Below are 21,472 nucleotides of genomic sequence, written 5' to 3' on the forward strand. Positions count from 1 at the left end.
CCAGCGTCGCGTCGCGGCGCGCCGCGACGTCTCGTCCGGGCTTTGCCGCGACGACGATGTAAAAGCCTGCTACGATAGGGCTCGCGAAAGCCAATAGGAGTCCGTCATGAGCTGGCAACCCTCGAACGATCCCGTGCTCGGGGATCCCATGTCCTGCGATGCGCTCGATCTCGTCATCGTGCCGCGCACGCGCGATCTCGGCGACGGCTTCGCGGTGCGCCGGGCGCTGCCGCATGGCAAGCGGCAAATGGTCGGCCCCTTCATCTTCTTCGATCATTTCGGACCGGTGCAGTTCGTCTCCGGCAAGGGCATGGACGTGCGGCCGCATCCGCATATCGGGCTTGCCACCGTCACCTATCTGTTCGACGGCGCCATCATGCATCGCGACAGCGAGGGCAATGTCCAGGAGATCGCGCCGGGGGCGATGAACCTGATGACCGCCGGACGCGGCATTGCCCATTCCGAGCGCACGCCGGACGCGCAGCGCGCCTCGGGCCAGAAGATGCTGGGCCTGCAAAGCTGGATCGCGCTGCCGGCCGGTTCGGAGGAGGTCGCGCCGTCGTTCCAGCATTATGCCGCCGGCGAGCTGCCGATGATCTCCGAGCGAGACTTTACTGCGCGCGTGATCGCGGGCTCTGCCTTCGGCATCGCCTCGCCCGTCTCGATGGTGTCGCCCTGGTTCTACACCGAGGTCACGGCGGCAGCGGGCGCGAGCGTGCCGCTCGACCCCGACCATGAGGAGCGTGCGATCTACGTCGTCGACGGCGAGGTCGAGATCGCGAACGAGCGCTACGAGGGGCCGCGGCTCCTGATCTTCCGCCCCGGCGACCGCATCACCGTGAAGGCGCTGAAGGCGACGCGGATGATGTTTCTCGGCGGCGATGCACTGGAGGGCCCGCGCCACATCTGGTGGAATTTCGTCTCCTCCAGCAAGGAGCGGATCGAGCAGGCCAAGCAGGACTGGAAAACCGGCCGCTTCGCCGCAGTTCCGCAGGAACATGAGTTCATTCCGCTGCCGGAATAGGCTAATCCGGTCTCCGGCCGCGCCATCAGACGCGGCCGGATGTCCCGTGTGAAGGCTTTGCCGATGACCACCATGCTCTCTAGCGACCTGCCGCTTCCTAAGATCGGACGCGGCAAGGTGCGTGATATCTACGACGTCGACGGCGACCGCCTGCTGCTCGTCACCACCGACCGTATCAGCGCCTTCGACGTCGTGATGGGCGAGACCATTCCGATGAAGGGCGCGGTGCTGACCCAGATCAGCGCGTGGTGGTTCGACGAGCTCGAAGGCGTGGTGCCGCATCACATGATCAGCGCCGACACCGACGCGATTGTCGCGGCCGTACCGGCCTTGAAGCCGCACCGCGCCGAGATTCTCGGCCGCGCCATGCTGTGCAAGCGCACCACGGTCTTTCCGATCGAATGCGTGATCCGCGGCTATCTCTCGGGCTCGGCCTGGAAGGAATATGCCGCGAGCGGCACGCTCGCCGGCGAGAAGCTGAAGGCCGGCCTCGTCGAGAGCGAGAAGCTGGAGCCTGCCATCTTCAGCCCGGCGACCAAGGCCGAGAGCGGCCATGACGAGAACATCACCATCGCGAAGATGCGCACCGTGGTTGCCGACGAGGTCGCCTACACGCTGGAGAGCATGACGCGTGCGATCTACACGCTCGGCGAGGAGCTGGCCCGCGAGCAGGGCATCATCATCGCCGACACCAAGTTCGAGTTCGGCCGCGACAAGGACGGGCGCATCATCCTGATCGACGAAGTCATGACGCCGGACAGCTCTCGCTTCTGGGCGGTCGACGCCTACAAGCCCGGCCAGCCGCAGGCGAGCTTCGACAAGCAACCCTTACGCGACTATCTCGACGCCGAGCGCCGCGCCGGCCGCTGGAACGGCGACGCCCCTCCGCCGCCACTGCCGGCAAGCGTGGTGGACGCGACCAGCAAGAGATATCTGGAAGCTTACAGGCGCGTGACGGGGAAAGAGCTGAAGATCTAGGCTCCGCGGCCGCCGCGCGCTCCGTCATTGCGAGGAGCCCTTGCGACGAAGCAATCCAGGCTGCCTCCGCTGAGGGATTCTGGATTGCTTCGCTTCGCTCGCAACGACGTGGAGGGACCAATGCGCCTCTCCAGCATTCTTGCCGGGCTCACATACGTGATGGTACCGGCGACGTTCTCACACCCCCGCCATCATCACGTATTTGATCTCGACATATTCCTCCATGCCGTGACGCGAGCCTTCGCGCCCCAGGCCGCTTTCCTTGACGCCGCCGAAGGGGGCGACTTCGGTGGTGATGAGACCGGTGTTGACGCCGACCATGCCTGATTCCAGTGCCTCGGCGACGCGCCAGACGCGGCCGAGATCGCGGGAATAGAAGTACGAGGCGAGGCCGAACGGCGAGGCGTTGCACATCGCGATGACGTCGGCCTCATCCTTGAAGCGGATCACGGGGGCGAGCGGGCCGAAGGTCTCCTCCTGCGACACCAGCGAATCCGGCTTGACGTCGGCGAGCACCGTGGGCTCGAAGAACGAGCGTCCGAGCTCGCTGCGCTTGCCGCCGGTGACGACCTTGGCGCCGCGCTTGACGGCGTCGGCGATGTGGCGCTCGACCTTGTCGACCGCCTTCATGTTGATCAGCGGGCCCTGCGTGACGCCGCCTTCGGTACCGTCGCCGATCTTCATCGCCGCGACCTTCTTCGACAGCTTCTGCACGAACTCGTCGTAAATCTTGTCCTGGGCATAGATGCGGTTGGCGCAGACGCAGGTCTGGCCCATGTTGCGGTATTTCGAGACGATGGCGCCCTCGACCGCGGCATCGATGTCGGCGTCGTCGAACACCACGAACGGCGCATTGCCGCCGAGCTCGAGGCCGAGCCGCTTCACGCCGACGGAAGCCTGCTGGTAGAGGATCTTGCCGACCGCGGTCGAGCCGGTGAAGCCGACGAAGCGCACCGCCGGGTGCTCGCACAGCACCTTGCCGATCGGCGGTGCGTCGCCGGTGATGATGTTGAGCACGCCCTTGGGAATGCCGGCCTTCTCGGCGAGCACGGCCAGCGCCAGCGCCGACAGCGGTGTTTCATTGGCGGGCTTGAGCACCACGGTGCAGCCGGCCGCGAGCGCCGGCGAGACCTTGCGGGTGATCATCGAGTTCGGGAAATTCCACGGCGTGATCGCGCCGCAGACGCCGATCGGCTGCTTGATCGCGAGCAGGCGCGCATCGGCGCGCTGGGTCGGAATGGTCTCGCCATAGACGCGGCGGGCTTCTTCCGCGAAGAACTCGATATAGGCGGCGCCGATATCGACCTCGCCGAGCGCCTCGGTGAGCGGCTTGCCCTGCTCGGAGGTGAGGATCAGCGCGAGGTCCTCGCGGTTGGCGGTGATCAGCTCGAACCATTTGCGCAGGATGTTGGAGCGCTGCTTGGCGGTGTGCTTGGCCCAGCCCGGGAAGGCGCGCTCGGCGGCCTCGACCGCCTTGGTCGTCTCGTCAGCACCAAGCTGCGGAACTTTTGCCAGCTCGACACCGGTTGCGGGATTGTTGACGGCAAAGACCGGCGTACCGACCCAGGCGCCGTCGATGTAACAGGCCTCCTTCAGCAGCGAGGGGTCCTTCAACCGGTCGCGCAAGGTGGCGGTGGCTTGAGGGGCGCGTGCGGCGGCGGTCGGTGTCATGGCGTACTCCCTTGGGCGATCGGACGGGGGGCGATCGGATCGGCCCGGAATATAGGAGCAAGCGGTGCGCAATGCACCGCCCCGCAACGCACATCTGCTTGGAGTTAGGCTCGGAGCAGCGTGGCCTTACGCCGCGCCGCTCATATAGGTCTCGCGCCGGCCGATCATGCGCTCGGCCGCGGCCTTGGCATCGGCTTTCGAGGAGGTCGCGCAGGTCCGGTATTCGAGATCGGGTACGTCGGAGCGGTCGCGGCGGCCGAACCAGGACTTCGAGCCGACCGGCAACAGCGCCAAGGATTGGGCCAGATTGTCGACCGCGCCGAAGGAATAGAGTGCGCCGGTGCCGGCGATGCGAACCTCGTAAATGCCGGGCGAGATCGGCGCCTCCAGATTGTCGCCCCGTCCAGGACGGGGATAGCGCTTCCATTCGCTCCAGGTCGAGATCATTTGAGGTCCCCCAAGCGGCCGTCAGCCGCCGCCAATTTGCATCAAGTCTTAACGTCGCACGGCCGTGGGCCGCGTGCTGAAACGCCGCAAAGCACAAAATGTTTCAAGTGAATCAAACACGCGAAACATACCGCCGGTGCCCATCCACGGTCACGGCGGGCCGCGGTCATCCATCGCAGATTGTGACGGAGTGTTGCAGTTCAGCCGCCTTGTCGTCCTGCGCCGGGCGGGGACCGTCAAGTCACGACATCGCGACCACCACGGGCATCCGGACGCGCTTGCGGCGCGGGGCGTGCGGGAGGACAATCGATCACTTCCAACAATAATCAAACCGGAGGAAACACGATGCAAAGCCGAGCCGAGATCGACGAGATCCTGCGCCAGAAGAGCGACGCCAAGGAAATTCCCGGCGTCGTCGCCATCGCCGCCAGCGGTAACGACGTGCTGTATCAGGGCGCGTTCGGCAAGCGGGATCTGTCGAAGCCCGATGCCATGACCGCTGACAGCGTGTTCTGGATCGCCTCGATGACGAAGGCGGTGACATCGGCCGGCGCAATGCAACTGGTCGAGCAGGGCAAGCTGTCGTTGGATGCGCCGATCGGCGAGGTTCTGCCCGATCTCGCCAAGCCGCAGGTGCTCGAAGGCTTCGACGCCAAGGGCGAGGCCAAGCTCCGCCCGGCCAAGGGACCGATCACGCTGCGCCAGCTCATGACCCACACCGCCGGCTTCTGTTACAACATGTGGAACGGCGATCTCGCGGTCTATCTCGACAAGAACGGCATTCCCGCCATCACCACCTGCCAGAACGCGGCGCTGAAGACGCCGATCATGTCCGACCCCGGCACGCGCTGGGAATACGGCACCAACATCGACTTCGTCGGCAAGGCGGTGGAAGCCGCCAGCGGCAAGCGGCTCGACGCTTATCTGCGCGATAATCTGTTCGCACCGCTCGGGATGAGCGATACCGCCTTCAAGATCACCGACAACATGCGCACGCGCCTCGTCGGCATGCATGCGCGCGGCGAGGACGGCCAGCTCGCATCGATCCCGTTCGAGCTCGAGCAGGAGCCGGAATTCCACATGGGCGGCGGCGGCCTCTACTCGACTGCGGCCGACTACATCAAGTTCACTCAGATGATCCTCAACAAGGGCCGCGGCAATGGCAACCAGGTGCTGAAGGCCGAGACCGTCGCGACGATGGGGCAGAACCACATCGGCGAGCTCGCCATGGGCAAGATGACCACGGCGGCGCCGATGTACACCAACGACGTCGATCTCTATCCGGAGCAGGTGAAAAAGTGGGGCCTCAGCTTCATGATCAACACGGCGAAGACGGCGGAAGGGCGCAGCGCAGGCAGTCTCGCCTGGGCCGGCCTTGCCAACACCTATTACTGGATTGATCCTGCCCGAGACGTCACCGGCGTGATCCTGATGCAGCTCTTGCCGTTCGCCGACGCAAAATGCCTGGAGGCGTTCGCGGGCTTCGAGCGCGGGGTCTATGCCGGGCTCGACGCCGCCGGCAGCGGGAAGAAGGCGGCGTGAGGGGCTGAGTGCTCTCGCCACGCGTCATGGCCGGGCTTGTCCCGGCCATCCACGCTCGCCTCGTGGCACAAAGAACGTGGATGCCCGGGACAAGCCCGGGTATGACGACCGAAAAGGATCAAGCTGCTCATCCTGCGACGAAAGGACTTCGACTTGTCGGATAAAGCGGACAGCTACGTTTGCGGCATCTCGGACGCGCCGCTGCTCGGCGACACGATCGGCCGGAGTCTCGACCGGGCCGCGTTGCGCTGGGCCAATCGCGAGGCGCTGGTCTCGCCCAGCCACGGCGTGCGATGGACGTGGTCGGAATTCACCGAACGGGTCGATGCGCTCGCCGCCGGCTTTCTCGCGCTCGGGCTCGAACGGGGCCAGCGGATCGGCATCTGGTCGCTGAACCGACCGGAATGGACGCTGACCCAGTTCGCCGCCGCCAAGGCCGGCCTGATCCTGGTGACGATCAATCCTGCCTATCGCCTGAGCGAGCTGGAATTTGCCCTGCGCAAGGTCGGCTGCGCGGCGATCGTCACCGCGACGGCGTTCAAGACCAGCAACTACATGGAGATGCTCAACACGCTGTTGCCAGAGCTGTCAGCCGCCAAGCCCGGGCAATTGCAAGCGGCGCGGCTTCCTGCCCTCCGCAACGTGATCCAGATCGGCGGTCCGGCCGCGCCGGGCACGATTGCTTTCGACGAGGTCGCGCAGATGGGCGGCGACCGGCACCGCCAGCAATTGGCCGCGCTCGGCCAGGAGCTGCAGTTCGATGATCCCGTCAACATCCAGTTCACCAGCGGCACGACCGGATCGCCCAAGGGCGTGACGCTGACTCACCACAACATCCTCAACAACGGCTATTTCGTCGGCCGCGCGATGCGCCTCAACGAGCAGGACCGCATCTGCATTCCGGTGCCGCTCTATCATTGCTTCGGCATGGTCATGGGCAACCTCGCCTCCGTGACGCTCGGCACCACAATGGTCTATCCCGGCGAGGGTTTTGACCCGCTCGCGACGCTGCGCACGATCGAACAGGAGAAATGCACGGCGCTCTACGGCGTGCCGACCATGTTCATCGCGGAGCTCGATCACCCCGAATTCGCCAGCTTCGACCTGACGTCGCTGCGGACCGGCATCATGGCCGGCGCGCCCTGCCCGATCGAGGTGATGAAGCGCGTCAACACCGAGATGAACATGCGGGAGGTCACGATCGCCTACGGCATGACCGAGACCAGCCCGGTCAGCTTCCAGAGCGCGGTGGACGATCCGTTGGAGCGCCGCGTCTCCACGGTCGGACGCATCCATCCGCACGTCGAGGTCAAGATCGTCGATCTCGAAGGCAGGATCGTCAAGCGCGGCGAACGCGGCGAGCTGTGCACGCGCGGCTACAGCATCATGCTGGGCTATTGGGAAGAGAAGGAGAAAACCGCCGACGTGCTCGACGCCAGCGGCTGGATGCACACCGGCGATCTCGCCATCCTCGACGACGAGGGCTATTGCAACATCGTCGGCCGCATCAAGGACATGGTGATCCGCGGCGGCGAAAATCTCTATCCGCGCGAGATCGAGGAGTTCCTGTATCGTCATCCCAAGATCCAGGACGTGCAGATTTTCGGCGTCGCGGACAGCCGCTACGGCGAGGAGCTCTGCGCCTGGATCCGCGTCAGGCCAGGCGAAACGCTGACGGCCGAGGAAGTACGCGCCTTCTGCGACGGCCAGATCGCCCACAACAAGATCCCGCGCTACGTCGAGTTCGTCGACGAGTTTCCGATGACCGTGACCGGAAAGATCCAGAAATTCCTGATGCGCGATGCCGTTGAGCAGCGGCTGGGATTGAAGGCGGCGAAGACGGCGTAAGTGGTACGCACAGCCGTCTCCACATCGTCATTGCGAGCGGAGCGAAGCAATCCAGTCTGCTACCGCGGAGATGGTCTGGATTGCTTCGTCGCTACGCTCCTCGCAATGACGGAGACCGGGACCTTACCCCGTCAGCCCGCGCTGACCGGCCAGCTCCTTCAGCGACACTTGCGGACGCGCGCCGATGTGCTGGATCACTTCGGCGGCCGCGAGCGCGCCGAGCTCGCCGCATTGCTTGTAGCCGAAATTGCGCGCGAGGCCGTAGAGGAAGCCGGCGGCGAAGAGATCGCCGGCGCCGGTGGTGTCGACCACCTTGTCGACCGGGAAGGCTGGGGCAGCGACGGCGTCTTCCGACGACACCACCATGCAGCCCTTCTCGCTGCGGGTGACCACGCCGAGATTGACGTCGTTGCGCAGCTGCTTCAGCGCGGCGTCGAAATCCGAGGTCATGTAGAGCGCGTGCAGCTCGGACTCGTTGGCGAAGACGATGTCGACGGTGCCGTTGCGCATCAAGGACAGGAATTCGTCGCGATAGCGATCGACGCAGAAGGAATCCGACAGCGTCAGCGCCACCTGGCGCTTGGCATCATGGGCGATCTTGGCCGCCTTGAGGAAAGCGTCCTTGGCGTTCTTGGGGTCCCAGAGATAGCCTTCGAGATAGACGATGCCGGCGCCGGCGATCTCGGCCGGATCGATGTCGGCGGGCGACAGATCCTGCGCCGCGCCGAGATAGGTGTTCATGGTGCGCTCGCCGTCACCGGTGACCAGGATGTAGGAGCAGCCGGTGGCGGGGCCGTCCTTCGCGGCCGGGGTGTTGAAGGCGACGCCGGCGGCGCGGATGTCGTGAACGTAGAGCTTGCCGATCTGGTCGTCCTTGACTTTGCCGACATAGGCGGCGCGTGCCCCCAGGCTGCCGATGCCGACGATGGTGTTGGCGGCAGATCCCCCCGAGACCTCGGTCGCCGGGCCCATGTCCTTGTAGATGGCCGCCGCCCGCGCCTCGTCGATCAGGGACATGCTGCCCTTGGTCATGCCATGCTTGGCCAGAAAGGCCTCGTCGGTCCTGACCAGCACGTCGAACAGCGCGTTGCCGATGCCGAGAACGTCATATTTCACGTCAGCCATTCACCTTGATCCTGATTGGCGGATTGCGATCCCTGCGGAAATCCGCTTCCTGTCGGCCTGAAATCTGCCTCGCGGCCTATCACGACCGGGCGTCCGCGGGCAAGCAACGGTATTATCAAAGCGCAATGATCCGCTCCTTCCTGACCGTCTCGACGGGAACGCTGGCCTCGCGGCTTTTGGGCTTTGCGCGCGATTCCCTGATCGCGGCGCTGCTCGGCACCGGCGCGGTGGCGGATGCGTTCCTGGCGGCGTTCCAGCTCGTCAACGTGGTGCGGCGGCTGCTGAGCGAGGGGGCGCTGAATGCGGCTTTGATCCCGGCTTGGCTGCGAATCCGGGACCGCGACGGCGCGGCGGCCGCAGCGGCGTTTGCGGGGTGCGTGCTCGGCACGGTCAGCGCGGCGCTGGTTGTGATCTCGATCGGCATCGCGCTCGCAATGCCGCTGATCATCATGGTGATCGCGCCGGGATTTGTCGGCAGCAGCACGCTCGATCTCGCCGTGAACAACGCGCGACAGATGCTGCCTTATCTCGCCTTCGCCGGCCCGGTCACAGTGTTGATGGGATTGCTCAACGCGCAGGGGCGCTTTGCCCTCACCGCGTTCTCGCCGCTGCTGTTCAACATCGCGCTGATCGCTGCGATTGCGGCTCTACTGCGCTGGCACGCCGATGCGACGTTTGCGGCCTGGATGCTGGCGGCCACGGTCGGCATCGCCGGCCTGCTGCAATTGCTGATGTTGCTGTCGCAACGAAGCGCACGCCTTGCGACGCCGCTGCGCGTCAGCTTCGACCGGGAGATGCGCACTTTTTTCGCCAAGGCGATCCCCGGCATGATCGCAAGCTCGGGTCCGCAATGGCTGATGGTGGCCGGCGCGATCATCGCCTCGGCGACGCCCTCCGCGGTGTCCTGGCTCTATTTCGCCAACCGCCTGATCGAGCTGCCGCTCGGCATCGTCGGCGTCGCCATGGGCACGGTGCTGGTGCCGGAGCTGACCCGCGCCGTCGGAAGCGGCGACCGCGATGCGGTGGCGCATGCCGAATCCCGTGCGCTGGAGCTTGCGACGGGGCTGGCCCTGCCGGCCACGCTCGGCCTGATCGTGCTGGCCGAGCCGATCGTGCGGCTGTTGTTCGAGCATGGCGCATTCGGTGCACAGGACAGCGCGGCGACAGCGCAGGCGCTGATGTGGCTGGCGCTCGGCCTGCCTGCGCATGTGCTGATCAAGGCGCTGTCTCCGGCCTTCTATGCGCGCAGCGACACGATGACGCCGCTGCTCGCGACCGCCAGGGGCTTCGTGGTGACGGTCGTGATGGCGGTTCTGCTCGGTCATGTCTTTGGCGCGACCGGGATCGCGGCGAGCATCGCGGTTGGTGCCTGGAGCAGCGCGCTCTCGCTGCTCCGCAAAGGCACGGCCGCGTTCGGCTTCTCGATCGATGCGAGCGCCCGCACACGATTACCGCGGATCGTGCTGGCCGCGATCGCCATGGGCGCCCTGCTCTGGCTGACAACGGGTCTGGTGCCTGCCGGAGCCCATGGCTTCATCCACTTCGTTGCGCTGGGCGTGCAGATCGCCGCCGGGATCGCCGTCTATGGCCTGCTGTTGCAAATCCTCGGCGCCGCCTCCTGGCGCGAGGCGGTTAACGCGTTGAAACGGCCCGGCTAAGCGAAATACCCTTGACGGGGCAGCGCCGCTGTTGGAAACGACGGCCGAATACCTATGGGAAGGCTGACCATGCCATTCATTGAACGGGTCTTTTCGGGCGTCCAGCCGACGGGCAATCTGCACCTCGGCAATTACCTCGGCGCGATCGTCAACTTCGTGAAGTTGCAGGAAACCCACAACTGCATCTACTGCGTCGTCGACATGCACGCGATCACGCAAGGCGTCGACGTCTGGGGCGGACCGGAGGTGCTCTCGCGCAGCACGCGCGAGGTGACCGCTGCGTTCATCGCGGCCGGCATCGATCCCAAGAAGCAAATCGTGTTCAACCAGAGCCAGGTCTCGGGCCATGCCGAGCTCGCCTGGATCTTCAACTGCGTCGCGCGCATGGGCTGGCTCGGACGCATGACCCAGTTCAAGGAGAAGGCCGGCAAGGACCGCGAGAACGCATCGGTCGGGCTGTTCGACTATCCCGTGCTGATGGCGGCCGACATCCTGCTGTACCGCGCCACCCACGTGCCTGTTGGCGAGGACCAGAAGCAGCATCTCGAACTCTCGCGCGACATCGCCCAGAAGTTCAACAACGATTTCGCCGATTCCATCCGCGCCCAGGGCCACGATGACGGCCTGTTCTTCCCGCTGCCGGAACCCTTGATCACGGGCCCGGCGACGCGCGTGATGAGCCTGCGCGACGGCACCAAGAAAATGTCGAAGTCGGATGCGTCGGACAATTCGCGCATCAACCTCACCGACGATGCCGACACCATCGCGCAGAAGATCCGCAAGGCGAAGACCGATCCGGAGCCGCTGCCGAGCGAAGAGAAGGGTTTGGAATCGCGGCCCGAAGCCGACAATCTCGTCGGCATCTTCGCCGCGCTCTCCGGCCGCTCCAAGGCCGACGTGCTCAGGGATTTCGGCGGGGGCCAGTTCTCAAGCTTCAAGAACGCGCTGGCGGAGCTCTGCGTCACCAAGCTCGCGCCGATCGCCGGTGAGATGAAGCGCCTCGTCGCCGACCCCGCCCATATCGACGCGATCCTGAACGACGGCTCCGGCCGCGCCCGCGCCATCGCCGACGAGACCATGAAGCAGTCGAAGGACATCGTCGGCTTCATCCGCCGGCGCTGATCGGGCGAAACTCGGCCGGCGCCGCGACGCCGGCCGACGTCCCCTCTCCCAAAGCGGCAGGGAGTGTGGCAGCATGCCGATCGCGCACATTCCGGGACATGCATGACCAGCAAGCGACTTTGCTACGAGCCGGGCCACAAGCCCAAATGCCTCGTCATCGTCGACGACACCGCCGAATGGGATCGGGCGGTGTATTACGCCAGCCGCTGGGCGATCCGGGCTGGCGGCGGCGTGGTGATGCTGCGCATCATCGAGCCCGAGCAGCAGAGCCAGGAATGGCTTGGCGTCGCCGACATCATGCGCGCCGAGGCGCAGGAAGCCGCCGAAGCCGCGCTCGACCGCGCCGCCGGGAGAGCCAACGGCATCGCCGCGATCACGCCGGAACGGGTGATCCGCGAAGGCGCCGCGATGGAACAATTGCTAGGGGTGATCGACGAGGACCCTGATATCGCCATGCTGGTGCTCGCCGCCAATCCCGGCGCGGAAGGGCCGGGCCCTCTGGTCGCCCTGCTTGCGCATGCGGTGGGGGCGTTCCCGATCCCCGTGACCATCATCTCCGGCGCGCTGAGTGACCAAAGCGTGGATTCGCTGTCGTAGGCCGCTGGATCGCGACGGCCGTTACGGCATCTTCTTTGCCAGTTGGCAGGTCGCATCAATCGACTTGACCCACGGCCAACCTGTCAGTGATGTGTCCGAACAAGTGTCAGCCATGTCCCCGGTCTAAACATCAAGCCCGGCCATGACGATGTCGGAGTTTAGGCGCTCTAACCAACTGATTTGACAGCGAAACGCCCTTCTCTCCCCTTGATCGTGCGTTCCCCGTCGCCATCTGCTAGGGGATAGGGCAACGCGCCGGCCTTGAACCGGCGACGTCTGGAGAAAACCATGTTCATTCAAACCGAAGCCACCCCCAATCCCGCCACGCTGAAATTCATTCCCGGCCGCGTCGTGGTCGACGGCAGCCCGATGGAGTTTTCGAGCCGCGAAGCCGCCACGCGCTCGCCGCTGGCCGAAAAGCTATTCGACGTGCCCGGCGTCACCGGCGTGTTCTACGGATCGGATTTCATCACCGTCACCAAGGCGAGCGGTGAATGGCAGCAGCTCAAGCCCGCGATCCTCGGCGCGATCATGGAGCATTACATGTCCGGCGCGCCGCTGCTCGCCGACGGTACGGCGCAAGGCGATGCCGATCTCGACGACGAGGACGAGTTCTTCGACGAGGCCGACGCCGAGACGGTCGACATGATCAAGGATCTAATTGAGACCCGGGTGCGGCCGGCGGTCGCCAATGACGGCGGCGACATCACCTTCCGCGGCTTCAAGGACGGCATCGTCTATCTCAACATGAAGGGCGCCTGCTCCGGCTGCCCGTCGTCGACCGCGACGCTTCAGCACGGCATCCAGAACCTGCTCAAGCATTTCGTGCCCGACGTGGTCGAAGTCCGGCCGATGTGACGACGAAGTCGTCATTCCGGGGCGGTCCGTAGGACCAGACCCGGAATCTCGAGATTCCGGGTCTGGTGCTAACGCACCATCCCGGAACGACGGTTGTCGTAGGATGGCATTTCGAGGCTTGCAAATCGTGCCTGACGAATGGCGTAGAGGCGCCTGGTTCGCTAGACTGCTCGCCGTTCGCCACTCGCCATTCGCTTTTCCATGCTGATCCTTGCCATCGATACTGCGCTCGACGCCTGCGCGGCCGCCGTGCTCGACACTGAAACCGCCGAGCTGCGCGCGCAGGAATCGCTGTCGATGAAGCGCGGGCATGCCGAAGCCCTGATGCCGCTGATCGCGCGGGTGATGCAGTCAGCCGATCTCGCCTTCACCACGCTCGACCGCATCGCCGTCACCGTCGGTCCCGGGAGCTTCACCGGCCTGCGCGTCGGCATTTCGGCGGCGCGCGGCCTTGCGCTCGCCGCCGCCAAGCCTGCCGTCGGCCTCACCACCTTGTCGGCCTACGCCGCCGCGATCGTCGGCCAGAGCCGGTCGGCGCCCGTGATCTCGGCGATCGACGCGCGGCACGATCACGTCTATTTCCAGATCGTCGCCGGCGACGGCAGCCAGCTGGTGCGGCCACGCGTCGCGCCCATCGCCGAGGCGATCGCGGCCTCGCAATTCGGCGCGCCGCACCTGGTCGGCAATGCCGCGAACATCCTCGCCGAGCGCTGGCCGAAGGATGCGCCGCAGCCCGTTGCCGTCGACGCGCAAGCCGCACCCGACATCGCCTGGGTCGCGTGGCTCGGCGCAGCCGCCAATCCCGACACCACGCCGGCACGGCCGTTTTACCTGAAGGCGCCCGACGCCAAGCCTGCCGCGCTGCCGCCGTTCGCACAAGCCGCAAGCTCATGATGAGATGGCTTTCGCAATGGTGGCGCGGCGGCACCGCCGCCGTCGAACCCGCGTCCGCGCGCGACGCTGCGCGGCTGGCGCAGCTTCACGGCGCCTCCTTCGCCCGCGGCTGGGGCGAAGGCGAGTTCGAGGGCATGATCAGCGAGCGCAACACGCTGGTGCATCGCTTACGTCTCGGCCGCAAGACGATCGGCTTTGCGGTGTCGCGGATCGGCGCGGACGAAGCGGAAATCCTCTCGATCGCGGTCGACCAGGACCATCGCGGCCGCGGCCTCTCCCGCACGCTGCTGATGACCCATCTCGGCCATCTCGCCGGGCGCGGCGTGCGCACGATATTTCTCGAAGTCGAGGAAAATAACCAGCCGGCGCGCCGGCTGTACGACCGGGCCGGATTCATGGTGGTCGGGCGCCGCGAACGCTACTATAAGCAGCCGAACGGGGAACAATTGAACGCCCTTCTGATGCGGCGTGACTTGGCGTAACATCGGTGGCAGAAAGCGCCCTCGTCAGGCAGACAACACATGACTGGACTTAAAGCTTCCGCCGCATCCAAGGCCTCCGGCATCGAGGCGCGCTGTGCCGCCACCGGCATGCGCATGACCGAGCAGCGCCGCGTCATCGCGCGCGTGCTCGCGGAGGCGGTCGACCATCCCGACGTCGAGGAGCTGTACCGCCGCTGCGTCGCCGTCGACGACAAGATCTCGATCTCGACGGTGTATCGCACCGTCAAGCTGTTCGAGGATGCCGGCATCATCGAGCGCCACGATTTTCGCGAGGGCCGCGCGCGCTATGAGACGATGCGCGACAGCCATCACGACCACCTCATCAACCTGCGCGACGGCAAGGTGATCGAGTTCACCTCCGAAGAGATCGAGAAGCTACAGGCGGAGATCGCCCGCAAGCTCGGCTACAAGCTGGTGGATCACCGGCTCGAGCTCTATTGCGTCCCGCTCGACGACGACAAGCCGACGTCTTGATTTAGTGCCCTTAGATCTCATCATCTTCGATTGCGACGGCGTGCTCGTGGACAGCGAGGTGATCTCCTGTCGCGCGCATGCGGATGTGCTGACGCGGCACGGCTATCCGATCACGTCGGAGCAGGTGCTGGTCCGCTTCCTCGGCGTGTCCGAGAAAGACGCGCGGAGGATGGTCGAGCAGGAAATCGGGCGCAGCCTCCCGGACGATCTGGAGCAACAGGTCAATGCGGCGACGCTGCAATTCTACGCCAGCGATCTGCAGCCGATCACCCACGTGGCGGCAGCGATCGCGGCTATCGATCTGCCCAAATGCGTTGCGTCCAGCGGCTCGCCGGACAAGATCCATCACGGGCTGACTTGCGCCGGGCTCTACGACCTGCTCGCCCCGAACATCTTTTCCGCGAGCCAGGTCGCGCGCGGCAAGCCTGCGCCCGATCTGTTTCTGTTTGCCGCCGCGCAGATGAACATCGCGCCGGAGCGGTGCCTCGTGATCGAGGACAGCGTCCCCGGGGTCACAGGCGCGCATGCCGCCGGGATGACAGTCTTGGGCTTTCATGGCGGCGGCCACTGCCCGCCTGGTCACGCCGAGAGGCTGCGCGCCGCAGGCGCCAACCTGACATTCGACGATATGCGACAATTGCCGGATCTGGTCCGGAAGGCGGGAGCCAAGGCCCTGGCGGGCTGATTTGGTGCCTCAGACCGTCATTCCTGGACACGTGCGACGCGCGTGGACCCGCAATCTCGCGCTAAAACCTCTGGATTCCGGGTTCGCGACTGCGTCGCACCCCGGAATGACGGCCAAGAGGCTCCATTCGCTGGATTTTCGTCCCTCCAGCCTATATCTGAGGGCCGTCCTCCACCTCCATTCCGGGTTCCATGACGCCGCCGCGCAAGCTGCACATCAAATCATATGGCTGCCAGATGAACGTCTACGATGCCCAGCGCATGGTGGACACGCTGGCCCCGGAAGGATTCGTGGAGACTGATAGCGCCGAGGACGCCGACCTCGTCATCCTCAACACCTGTCATATCCGCGAGAAGGCCTCGGAAAAGGTCTATTCCGAGCTCGGGCGCTTGCGCGTTGCCAAGGACGAGGCCGCGCGTTCGGGCCGGGCGATGCAGATCGCGGTTGCCGGCTGCGTGGCGCAGGCCGAGGGCGAGGAGATCGTACGGCGTGCGCCTGTAGTCGACGTCGTGGTTGGACCGCAGAGCTATCATCATCTGCCGGAGCTCTTGAAGCGCGCGGGCGATGAAGGCCGCGCGATCGAGACCGAGTTTCCGGCCCAGGACAAGTTCGGCTTCCTCGCGCAGCCCAAGCCCGACGCGATCCGCGCACGCGGCATTTCCGCCTTCGTCACGGTGCAGGAAGGCTGCGACAAGTTCTGCACTTTCTGCGTGGTCCCCTATACACGGGGCGCCGAAGTGTCGCGTCCGGTCGCCAAGATCGTCGACGATGTGAAGCGGCTCGCCGATAACGGCGTGCGCGAGCTCACGCTGATCGGTCAGAACGTCAACGCCTATCACGGCGAGGGCCCGGATGGGACAAGCTGGCCGCTCGGCAAGTTGCTCGAACATTTGGCAAAGATCCCGGGCATCGCCCGGCTGCGCTATTCAACCAGCCATCCCCGCGACGTCGATGACAGCCTGATCGCGGCCCATCGCGATCTCGATGCCCTGATGCCGTTCGTGCACCTGCCGGTGCAGTCCGGCGCAGACCGGATTCTGGCCGCCATGAACCGCAAGCATACCGCCGATGACTACCGCCGCGTCGTCGACCGTTTCCGAGCCGCACGCCAAGACATTGCTTTTTCATCAGATTTCATCGTCGGCTTTCCCGGCGAGAGCGAGCAAGATTTTCTCGCGACCCTCGCGCTTGTCAAGCAAATCGGCTACGCTGCGGCTTATTCGTTCAAATATTCGGCCCGGCCGGGAACGCCGGCCGCGGATATGCAGGAGACGGTGTCCCCCGCCGAGATGGACCAGCGATTGGAGCGGCTCCAGGAACTGATCGACAGCCAGCAATCGGCCTTCAACAAGGCTGCGATTGGCTCGACGGTCGATGTGCTGTTCGAGCGTCCGGCCCGCAAGGAGGGCCAGATCGTCGGCCGCACCGCCTACCTCCAGCCCGCCCATGTGATGGCCTCGCCGGACATCATCGGCCAGATCCTGCCTGTCAGGATCGACAGCCTCGAGCGCTACAGCTTTCTCGGCGAGCTCGTGTCGCCGCGCAATGCGCGCGAGCCCGCTTTATCGCAAGCCAGTGGAGCCTGAACCCTTGCCAAAAAGCGCATCGGATTCGCCTTCGTTCGCTCCCAGCCGCAAATTTGACCGCGACATGCAAGTTCCGCCCGAGACCCAGGTCGTCATCGACTTCGACGACAACCGTGCCGCATCCGCGCTGGTCGGCCCGTACGGCCAGCATCTTGCGCAGATCGAGCGGCGGCTCGGCGTGGTCGTGGACTCCAAGGGCAACCACATCACCATCGGCGGCACGCGCGACGGCTGCGACGCCGCGCGCCGCGTGCTGGAGATGCTGTACGCGCAGGCCGCGAAGGGACAGGATCTAGACCAGGGCGAGGTCGAGGGCGCGATCCGCGCCGTCATCGCCCAGGGCTCGCTGTTCGAGTTCGATGCCAAATCGGCCAAGTCCAACTTCGACAGCATCAACCTGCGCAAGCGCCCGGTGCGCGCGCGCACCGCCGCGCAGGATTCCTACATCCGCGCGCTGAAGCGCCACGAGCTTGTGTTCGGCATCGGCCCCGCCGGCACCGGCAAGACCTGGCTCGCGGTCGCACATGCCGCGCAGCTGTTCGAGCGCAAGGAGGTCGACAAGATCATCCTGTCGCGTCCGGCGGTGGAAGCCGGCGAGCGGCTCGGATTCCTGCCCGGCGATCTCCGCGAGAAGGTCGATCCTTACCTGCGTCCGATCTACGATGCGCTCTACGACCTCATGGACGCGCGCATCGTCGAGCGCGCGCTCCAGACCGGCGAGATCGAGATCGCGCCGCTGGCCTTCATGCGCGGCCGCACGCTGACCAATGCCGCCATCATCCTGGACGAGGCGCAGAACACCACCTCGATGCAGATGAAGATGTTCCTGACGCGCCTCGGCGAGAACAGCCGCATGATCGTGACTGGCGATCCCTCGCAGATCGACCTGCCGAACGGCCAGACCTCGGGTCTGGCGGAAGCAACCCGGTTGCTGAGCGGCGTCGAAGGCATCGCACAAGTTCATTTCAAGGCCGAGGACGTGATCCGCCACGAACTCGTGGCGCGGATCGTCGCCGCTTACGAAGGGTCGCCGCAGCGGCCGGCCTCCGGTCAATCCTGACGAGGCAACATCGGACCTCAAGGGCGCGAACAGCGCCTTTCGTCCCAGACAAAACAATGTCCCACCCCAACCTGCCCATCACAGAGGTCCTCGTCGTCGCCGATTGCTGGCAGCACGAGCCCGATTCCGAAGCCGTGATCCAGCGCGCCGTTGCGGCCGCCGCCGAGAGCGTCGATGAAGACGTTGGCGAGGCCGAAGTGGCCGTGATGCTGACCGATGACGCCGGCATCCGCACCCTCAACGGCAACTGGCGCGGTATCGACAAGCCGACCAACGTGCTGTCGTTCCCCGCGCTGCAGCCGGAGGGCGAGTGGAAGCCAGGCGATGCGCCGCGCATGCTCGGCGACATCGCCATTGCCTACGAGACCATGCGGCGCGAGGCCGACGAGGAGCACAAGCCGTTCGAGCATCATCTGAGCCATCTCGCCGTGCACGGCTTCCTGCATCTGATCGGTTACGACCACGAGAACGACGCCGAGGCGGAGGAGATGGAAGCGCTGGAGACGCAGATCCTGGCGCATCTCGGCATCCCCGATCCCTATGCAGACCGCCCGGGGACGAACTGAGATGCCTGATTCCGATCCAGTCCAGGACAACCCTCGCGAGACGCGCAATCTGCCCGCCGTCGTGACGCAAGGCGAGGTGATGCGCCCGACCGCGGAAGGCTGGTTACTGCGCGCCATCCGGACGCTGTTCGGCTGGAAGGCGGGATCGGTGCGCGACGATCTCCAGGTCGTGCTCGACGCGTCGACGCCTGATGACACCGGCTTTTCCGCGGTCGAGCGCACCATGCTGCGCAACATCCTCGGCCTGCACGAGCGCCGCATCGCCGACGTCATGGTGCATCGCGCCGACATCGTCGCGGTGAAGCGCGACATCCCTCTGGGCGAATTGATGGACCGCTTCGAGAGCGCCGGCCATTCGCGGCTGGTCGTCTACAACGAGACGCTCGACGATCCCGTCGGCATCGTCCACATCCGCGACCTGCTCGCCTTCATGACCGTGCGGGCGCGCGTGACGGAAGCGACCAAGGCCAAGCGCAAGAAGCCGCTGCCGGCCGGCCTCGATCTGAAGGCCGTGGACCTTGCCCTGCCGCTCGACGAAGCGCGCATCATCCGCAAGCTGCTCTACGTGCCGCCGTCGATGCGGGCGATCGATTTGCTCGCGCAGATGCAGGCGACGCGCATCCACCTTGCGCTGGTGGTCGACGAGTATGGCGGCAGCGACGGGCTGGTCTCGCTCGAGGACATCGTCGAGCAGATCGTCGGCGAGATCGACGACGAGCACGACAGCGACGAGCCGCCCTCGATCGTGCGCCTGCCCGACAACGCCTTCATCGCTGACGCCCGCGCCAGCCTCGACGACGTCCGTTCGGTGATCGGCGAGGATTTCGTCACCGGCGAGGCCGGCGAGGAGGTGGAGACGCTGGGCGGCTATCTCGTCAGCTTCGTCGGACGCCTGCCGGTGCGCGGCGAGGTGATCTCGGGCCCCGGCACTTACGAGGTCGAGGTGCTCGATGCCGATCCGCGCCGCGTCAAGCGGCTGCGTATCTCGACGCGGAAGGAGCGTCCCGCGCCACGCACCCAGCGCGAGAGCCGGCGCCGCGAAGCTGCGCCGGAGAGCGGACAATCGACCGCCAGCGACACGCCCACCCCGCCGCCGAGCGACGGGGCCGGTCCGCAGTGAGCGCACTCCAGCGGCTTCGGCAGATTGCGCTTGCCATCATCCTCACCTGGGGCTGGAAGCGCGCCGTCATCGCCATGGCGGCCGGAGCGCTGTCGGTGCTGGCGCTGGCACCGTTCAACCTCTTCCCGGTGCTGTTTGTCACCTTCCCTGTGCTGGTCTGGCTGATCGACGGCACCGGCGCCGGCCGCTATGGCGGCGTTCCTGCCGCGGCGCTGACCGGCTACTGGTTCGGGCTCGGCTATTTCGTGCCCGGCCTGTATTGGATCGGTTATGCCTTCTTCGTCGATGCCGACGTGTTCGCCTGGCTGACGCCGTTCGCCGTGCTGGGCCTGCCGGCCTATCTTTCGATCTTCACCGCCATCGGCTTCGCGCTCGCGCGGCTGCTCTGGACCAAGAACGCCACGCGCGTGCTGGCGCTCGCGGCAAGCCTCACCATCAGTGAGTGGCTGCGCGGCCACGCGTTGACGGGCTTTCCCTGGAACGCGTTCGGCTATGCGCTGTCCGAGCCGCTGCCGCTGGCGCAGACGGCATCGCTGATCGGCCTGTGGGGCATGACGTTCCTGACGGTCGCGATCTTCGCCAGCCCTGCGACGCTGATCGATCACGCGCCCGATGGCCGCCTGCAATGGCGCGCGCCGGCCGCCGCGATTGCACTGCTGATCGTCATGGGCGTTTTCGGCGCCATCCGCCTGTCGCTGCATCCGACCACGATGGTAGCAGGCGCCAAGCTGCGCCTGATGCAGCCGAACCTCCAGCAGGACGTGAAATTCAACTACGCCGCCAAGGCGGAGGTGATGAAGAAATACCTGGCGCTGTCCGATCGCGCCTCGGGTCCACAATCGACCGGCGTGCGCGATGCCACCATCCTGATCTGGCCGGAATCCGCCTTTCCGTTCTTCCTCACGCGCGAAGCCGACGCGATGGCGCAAATCGCCGACCTCCTGCCGAACGGCACGGTGCTGATCACCGGCTCGGTCCGCGCGCCCGACCTGCCGCGGGGCACGCCGATCACGCGCGCCTATAACTCGATTTACGTCATCGATCACGACGGCAGCGTCGTCGCTGTGTACGACAAGTTGCATTTGGTGCCTTTCGGAGAATTTCTTCCCTACCAGGGGCTGATGGAGAAGCTCGGCTTCGAACAATTGACGCGCATGCGCGGGGGCTTCATTGCCGGCACCGTACGGCATGCGCTACCGGTCGCCGGCGCACCGCCGGCGCTGCCGCTGATCTGTTACGAAGCCATCTTTCCCGGCGAGGTAGCAGGCCGCAACGAACGTCCAGGCTGGATCGTAAACCTCACCAATGACGGCTGGTTCGGCATCTCGACCGGTCCCTATCAGCATCTCGAGCAATCGCGGATGCGTGCGATCGAGCTCGGCTTGCCGCTGGTTCGCTCCGCCAATACCGGCATCTCCGCAGTGATCGATCCGATGGGTCGCACCATCGCCAGTCTCGGCCTTGGAATCGAAGGCATTTTGGATGCAAGTCTTCCCGCTGCGATCTCGCCGACGATCTATGCGCGCGTCGGTGATGTACCAGCAATCATGCTCGTCGCGCTCGCCGTGATTGTGGCAGTCCGCCGCCGCGTCGCCAAACGACACCCCTGATCGCTCGCACGGCAGTAGCCGGAAACCTTTGACAACCGTAGTCCCACGGTTGACAGACTGCACGCGGGCTCCCCATTCTGCGCCGGCTGCGAAAGACAGTGGGC

At 65.5% G+C, this 21,472-nt stretch carries 20 protein-coding genes and 1 pseudogene; 18 read left to right on the forward strand and 3 right to left on the reverse strand.

The genetic code is table 11. The features are described 5' to 3' along the window. Positions 1-106: 106 nt before the first annotated feature. Together LPJ38_RS03445 and LPJ38_RS03450 are read left to right on the forward strand one after the other, a co-directional pair. Positions 107-1,024: a pirin family protein gene (locus LPJ38_RS03445; protein WP_145630538.1), complete on the forward strand. Its 918-nt coding sequence runs from the start codon at positions 107-109 to the stop codon at positions 1,022-1,024. A 63-nt stretch (positions 1,025-1,087) separates the two neighbouring features. Beyond that, positions 1,088-2,002, forward strand: coding sequence for a phosphoribosylaminoimidazolesuccinocarboxamide synthase (locus LPJ38_RS03450; protein ID WP_145630537.1), 915 nt, complete (start codon positions 1,088-1,090; stop codon positions 2,000-2,002). A 177-nt stretch (positions 2,003-2,179) separates the two neighbouring features. Here the strand turns inward: LPJ38_RS03450 and LPJ38_RS03455 are convergent, their stop codons facing one another. Both LPJ38_RS03455 and LPJ38_RS03460 read right to left on the reverse strand, forming a co-directional pair. Further along, the gene (locus LPJ38_RS03455; RefSeq protein WP_145630536.1) at positions 2,180-3,673 is read right to left on the reverse strand and encodes an NAD-dependent succinate-semialdehyde dehydrogenase; all 1,494 of its coding nucleotides are present in this window, start codon (positions 3,671-3,673) and stop codon (positions 2,180-2,182) included. A 126-nt stretch (positions 3,674-3,799) separates the two neighbouring features. Further along, a complete protein-coding gene (locus tag LPJ38_RS03460; RefSeq protein WP_145630535.1) occupies positions 3,800-4,120 on the reverse strand; it encodes a hypothetical protein in 321 nt (106 codons plus the stop codon). A gap of 345 nt (positions 4,121-4,465) precedes the next feature. Here LPJ38_RS03460 and LPJ38_RS03465 point away from each other — a divergent pair, with 345 nt between their 5' ends. Together LPJ38_RS03465 and LPJ38_RS03470 are read left to right on the forward strand one after the other, a co-directional pair. Further along, entirely contained in the window at positions 4,466-5,662 is a 1,197-nt protein-coding gene (locus LPJ38_RS03465) for a serine hydrolase domain-containing protein (protein ID WP_145630534.1), read from the forward strand. A 153-nt stretch (positions 5,663-5,815) separates the two neighbouring features. After that, entirely contained in the window at positions 5,816-7,510 is a 1,695-nt protein-coding gene (locus tag LPJ38_RS03470) for an AMP-binding protein (RefSeq protein WP_145630533.1), read from the forward strand. Between the two features lie 123 nt (positions 7,511-7,633). On the opposite strand, the gene LPJ38_RS03475 is transcribed toward LPJ38_RS03470, so the two are convergent. Continuing rightward, on the reverse strand, positions 7,634-8,635 hold the full coding sequence (locus LPJ38_RS03475) for an adenosine kinase (RefSeq protein ID WP_145630532.1): 1,002 nt from the start codon (positions 8,633-8,635) through the stop codon (positions 7,634-7,636). Between the two features lie 125 nt (positions 8,636-8,760). Here LPJ38_RS03475 and murJ point away from each other — a divergent pair, with 125 nt between their 5' ends. The 14 genes and pseudogenes from murJ (at position 8,761) to lnt (ending at position 21,368) form a co-directional block, all read left to right on the forward strand. Continuing rightward, entirely contained in the window at positions 8,761-10,293 is a 1,533-nt protein-coding gene (gene murJ / locus LPJ38_RS03480; protein WP_145630531.1) for a murein biosynthesis integral membrane protein MurJ, read from the forward strand. Between the two features lie 69 nt (positions 10,294-10,362). Then, the gene (trpS, locus tag LPJ38_RS03485) at positions 10,363-11,415 is read left to right on the forward strand and encodes a tryptophan--tRNA ligase (protein ID WP_145630530.1); all 1,053 of its coding nucleotides are present in this window, start codon (positions 10,363-10,365) and stop codon (positions 11,413-11,415) included. Positions 11,416-11,517: 102 nt separating this feature from the next. Next, a complete protein-coding gene (locus LPJ38_RS03490; protein WP_167520355.1) occupies positions 11,518-12,012 on the forward strand; it encodes a universal stress protein in 495 nt (164 codons plus the stop codon). Beyond that, positions 12,011-12,139 (forward strand): annotated as a pseudogene (locus tag LPJ38_RS03495) (IS481 family transposase); the annotation flags it as partial. The gene LPJ38_RS03490 and the pseudogene LPJ38_RS03495, both read left to right, overlap by 2 nt. Before the next feature lie 161 nt (positions 12,140-12,300). After that, the gene (locus tag LPJ38_RS03500; protein WP_145630528.1) at positions 12,301-12,870 is read left to right on the forward strand and encodes a NifU family protein; all 570 of its coding nucleotides are present in this window, start codon (positions 12,301-12,303) and stop codon (positions 12,868-12,870) included. A 201-nt stretch (positions 12,871-13,071) separates the two neighbouring features. After that, positions 13,072-13,764 (forward strand): tRNA (adenosine(37)-N6)-threonylcarbamoyltransferase complex dimerization subunit type 1 TsaB, encoded by a 693-nt coding sequence (gene tsaB / locus LPJ38_RS03505; protein WP_145630527.1) that lies wholly within the window; start codon positions 13,072-13,074, stop codon positions 13,762-13,764. Continuing rightward, complete coding sequence (gene rimI / locus LPJ38_RS03510) at positions 13,761-14,246, forward strand: ribosomal protein S18-alanine N-acetyltransferase (protein ID WP_145630526.1); 486 nt, start codon at positions 13,761-13,763, stop codon at positions 14,244-14,246. The genes tsaB and rimI overlap by 4 nt, the downstream gene beginning before the upstream one ends. 39 nt (positions 14,247-14,285) lie before the next feature. Further along, entirely contained in the window at positions 14,286-14,741 is a 456-nt protein-coding gene (locus LPJ38_RS03515) for a Fur family transcriptional regulator (protein WP_008540193.1), read from the forward strand. Between the two features lie 4 nt (positions 14,742-14,745). Continuing rightward, positions 14,746-15,426, forward strand: a complete 681-nt coding sequence (locus LPJ38_RS03520; RefSeq protein ID WP_145630525.1) for an HAD family hydrolase — start codon at positions 14,746-14,748, stop codon at positions 15,424-15,426. 191 nt (positions 15,427-15,617) lie between these two features. After that, positions 15,618-17,012: a tRNA (N6-isopentenyl adenosine(37)-C2)-methylthiotransferase MiaB gene (miaB, locus tag LPJ38_RS03525; RefSeq protein WP_145630524.1), complete on the forward strand. Its 1,395-nt coding sequence runs from the start codon at positions 15,618-15,620 to the stop codon at positions 17,010-17,012. 64 nt (positions 17,013-17,076) lie between these two features. Further along, on the forward strand, positions 17,077-18,072 hold the full coding sequence (locus LPJ38_RS03530) for a PhoH family protein (RefSeq protein ID WP_145630523.1): 996 nt from the start codon (positions 17,077-17,079) through the stop codon (positions 18,070-18,072). Between the two features lie 56 nt (positions 18,073-18,128). Further along, positions 18,129-18,638, forward strand: a complete 510-nt coding sequence (ybeY, locus tag LPJ38_RS03535) for an rRNA maturation RNase YbeY (protein ID WP_145630522.1) — start codon at positions 18,129-18,131, stop codon at positions 18,636-18,638. 1 nt (position 18,639) lies between these two features. Then, entirely contained in the window at positions 18,640-19,758 is a 1,119-nt protein-coding gene (locus LPJ38_RS03540; RefSeq protein ID WP_167520353.1) for a hemolysin family protein, read from the forward strand. Beyond that, positions 19,755-21,368, forward strand: a complete 1,614-nt coding sequence (gene lnt / locus LPJ38_RS03545; RefSeq protein ID WP_145630520.1) for an apolipoprotein N-acyltransferase — start codon at positions 19,755-19,757, stop codon at positions 21,366-21,368. The genes LPJ38_RS03540 and lnt overlap by 4 nt, the downstream gene beginning before the upstream one ends. Positions 21,369-21,472: the final 104 nt, after the last annotated feature.

The sequence above is a fragment of the Bradyrhizobium daqingense genome (genome assembly GCF_021044685.1).
GTDB lineage: Bacteria > Pseudomonadota > Alphaproteobacteria > Rhizobiales > Xanthobacteraceae > Bradyrhizobium > Bradyrhizobium daqingense.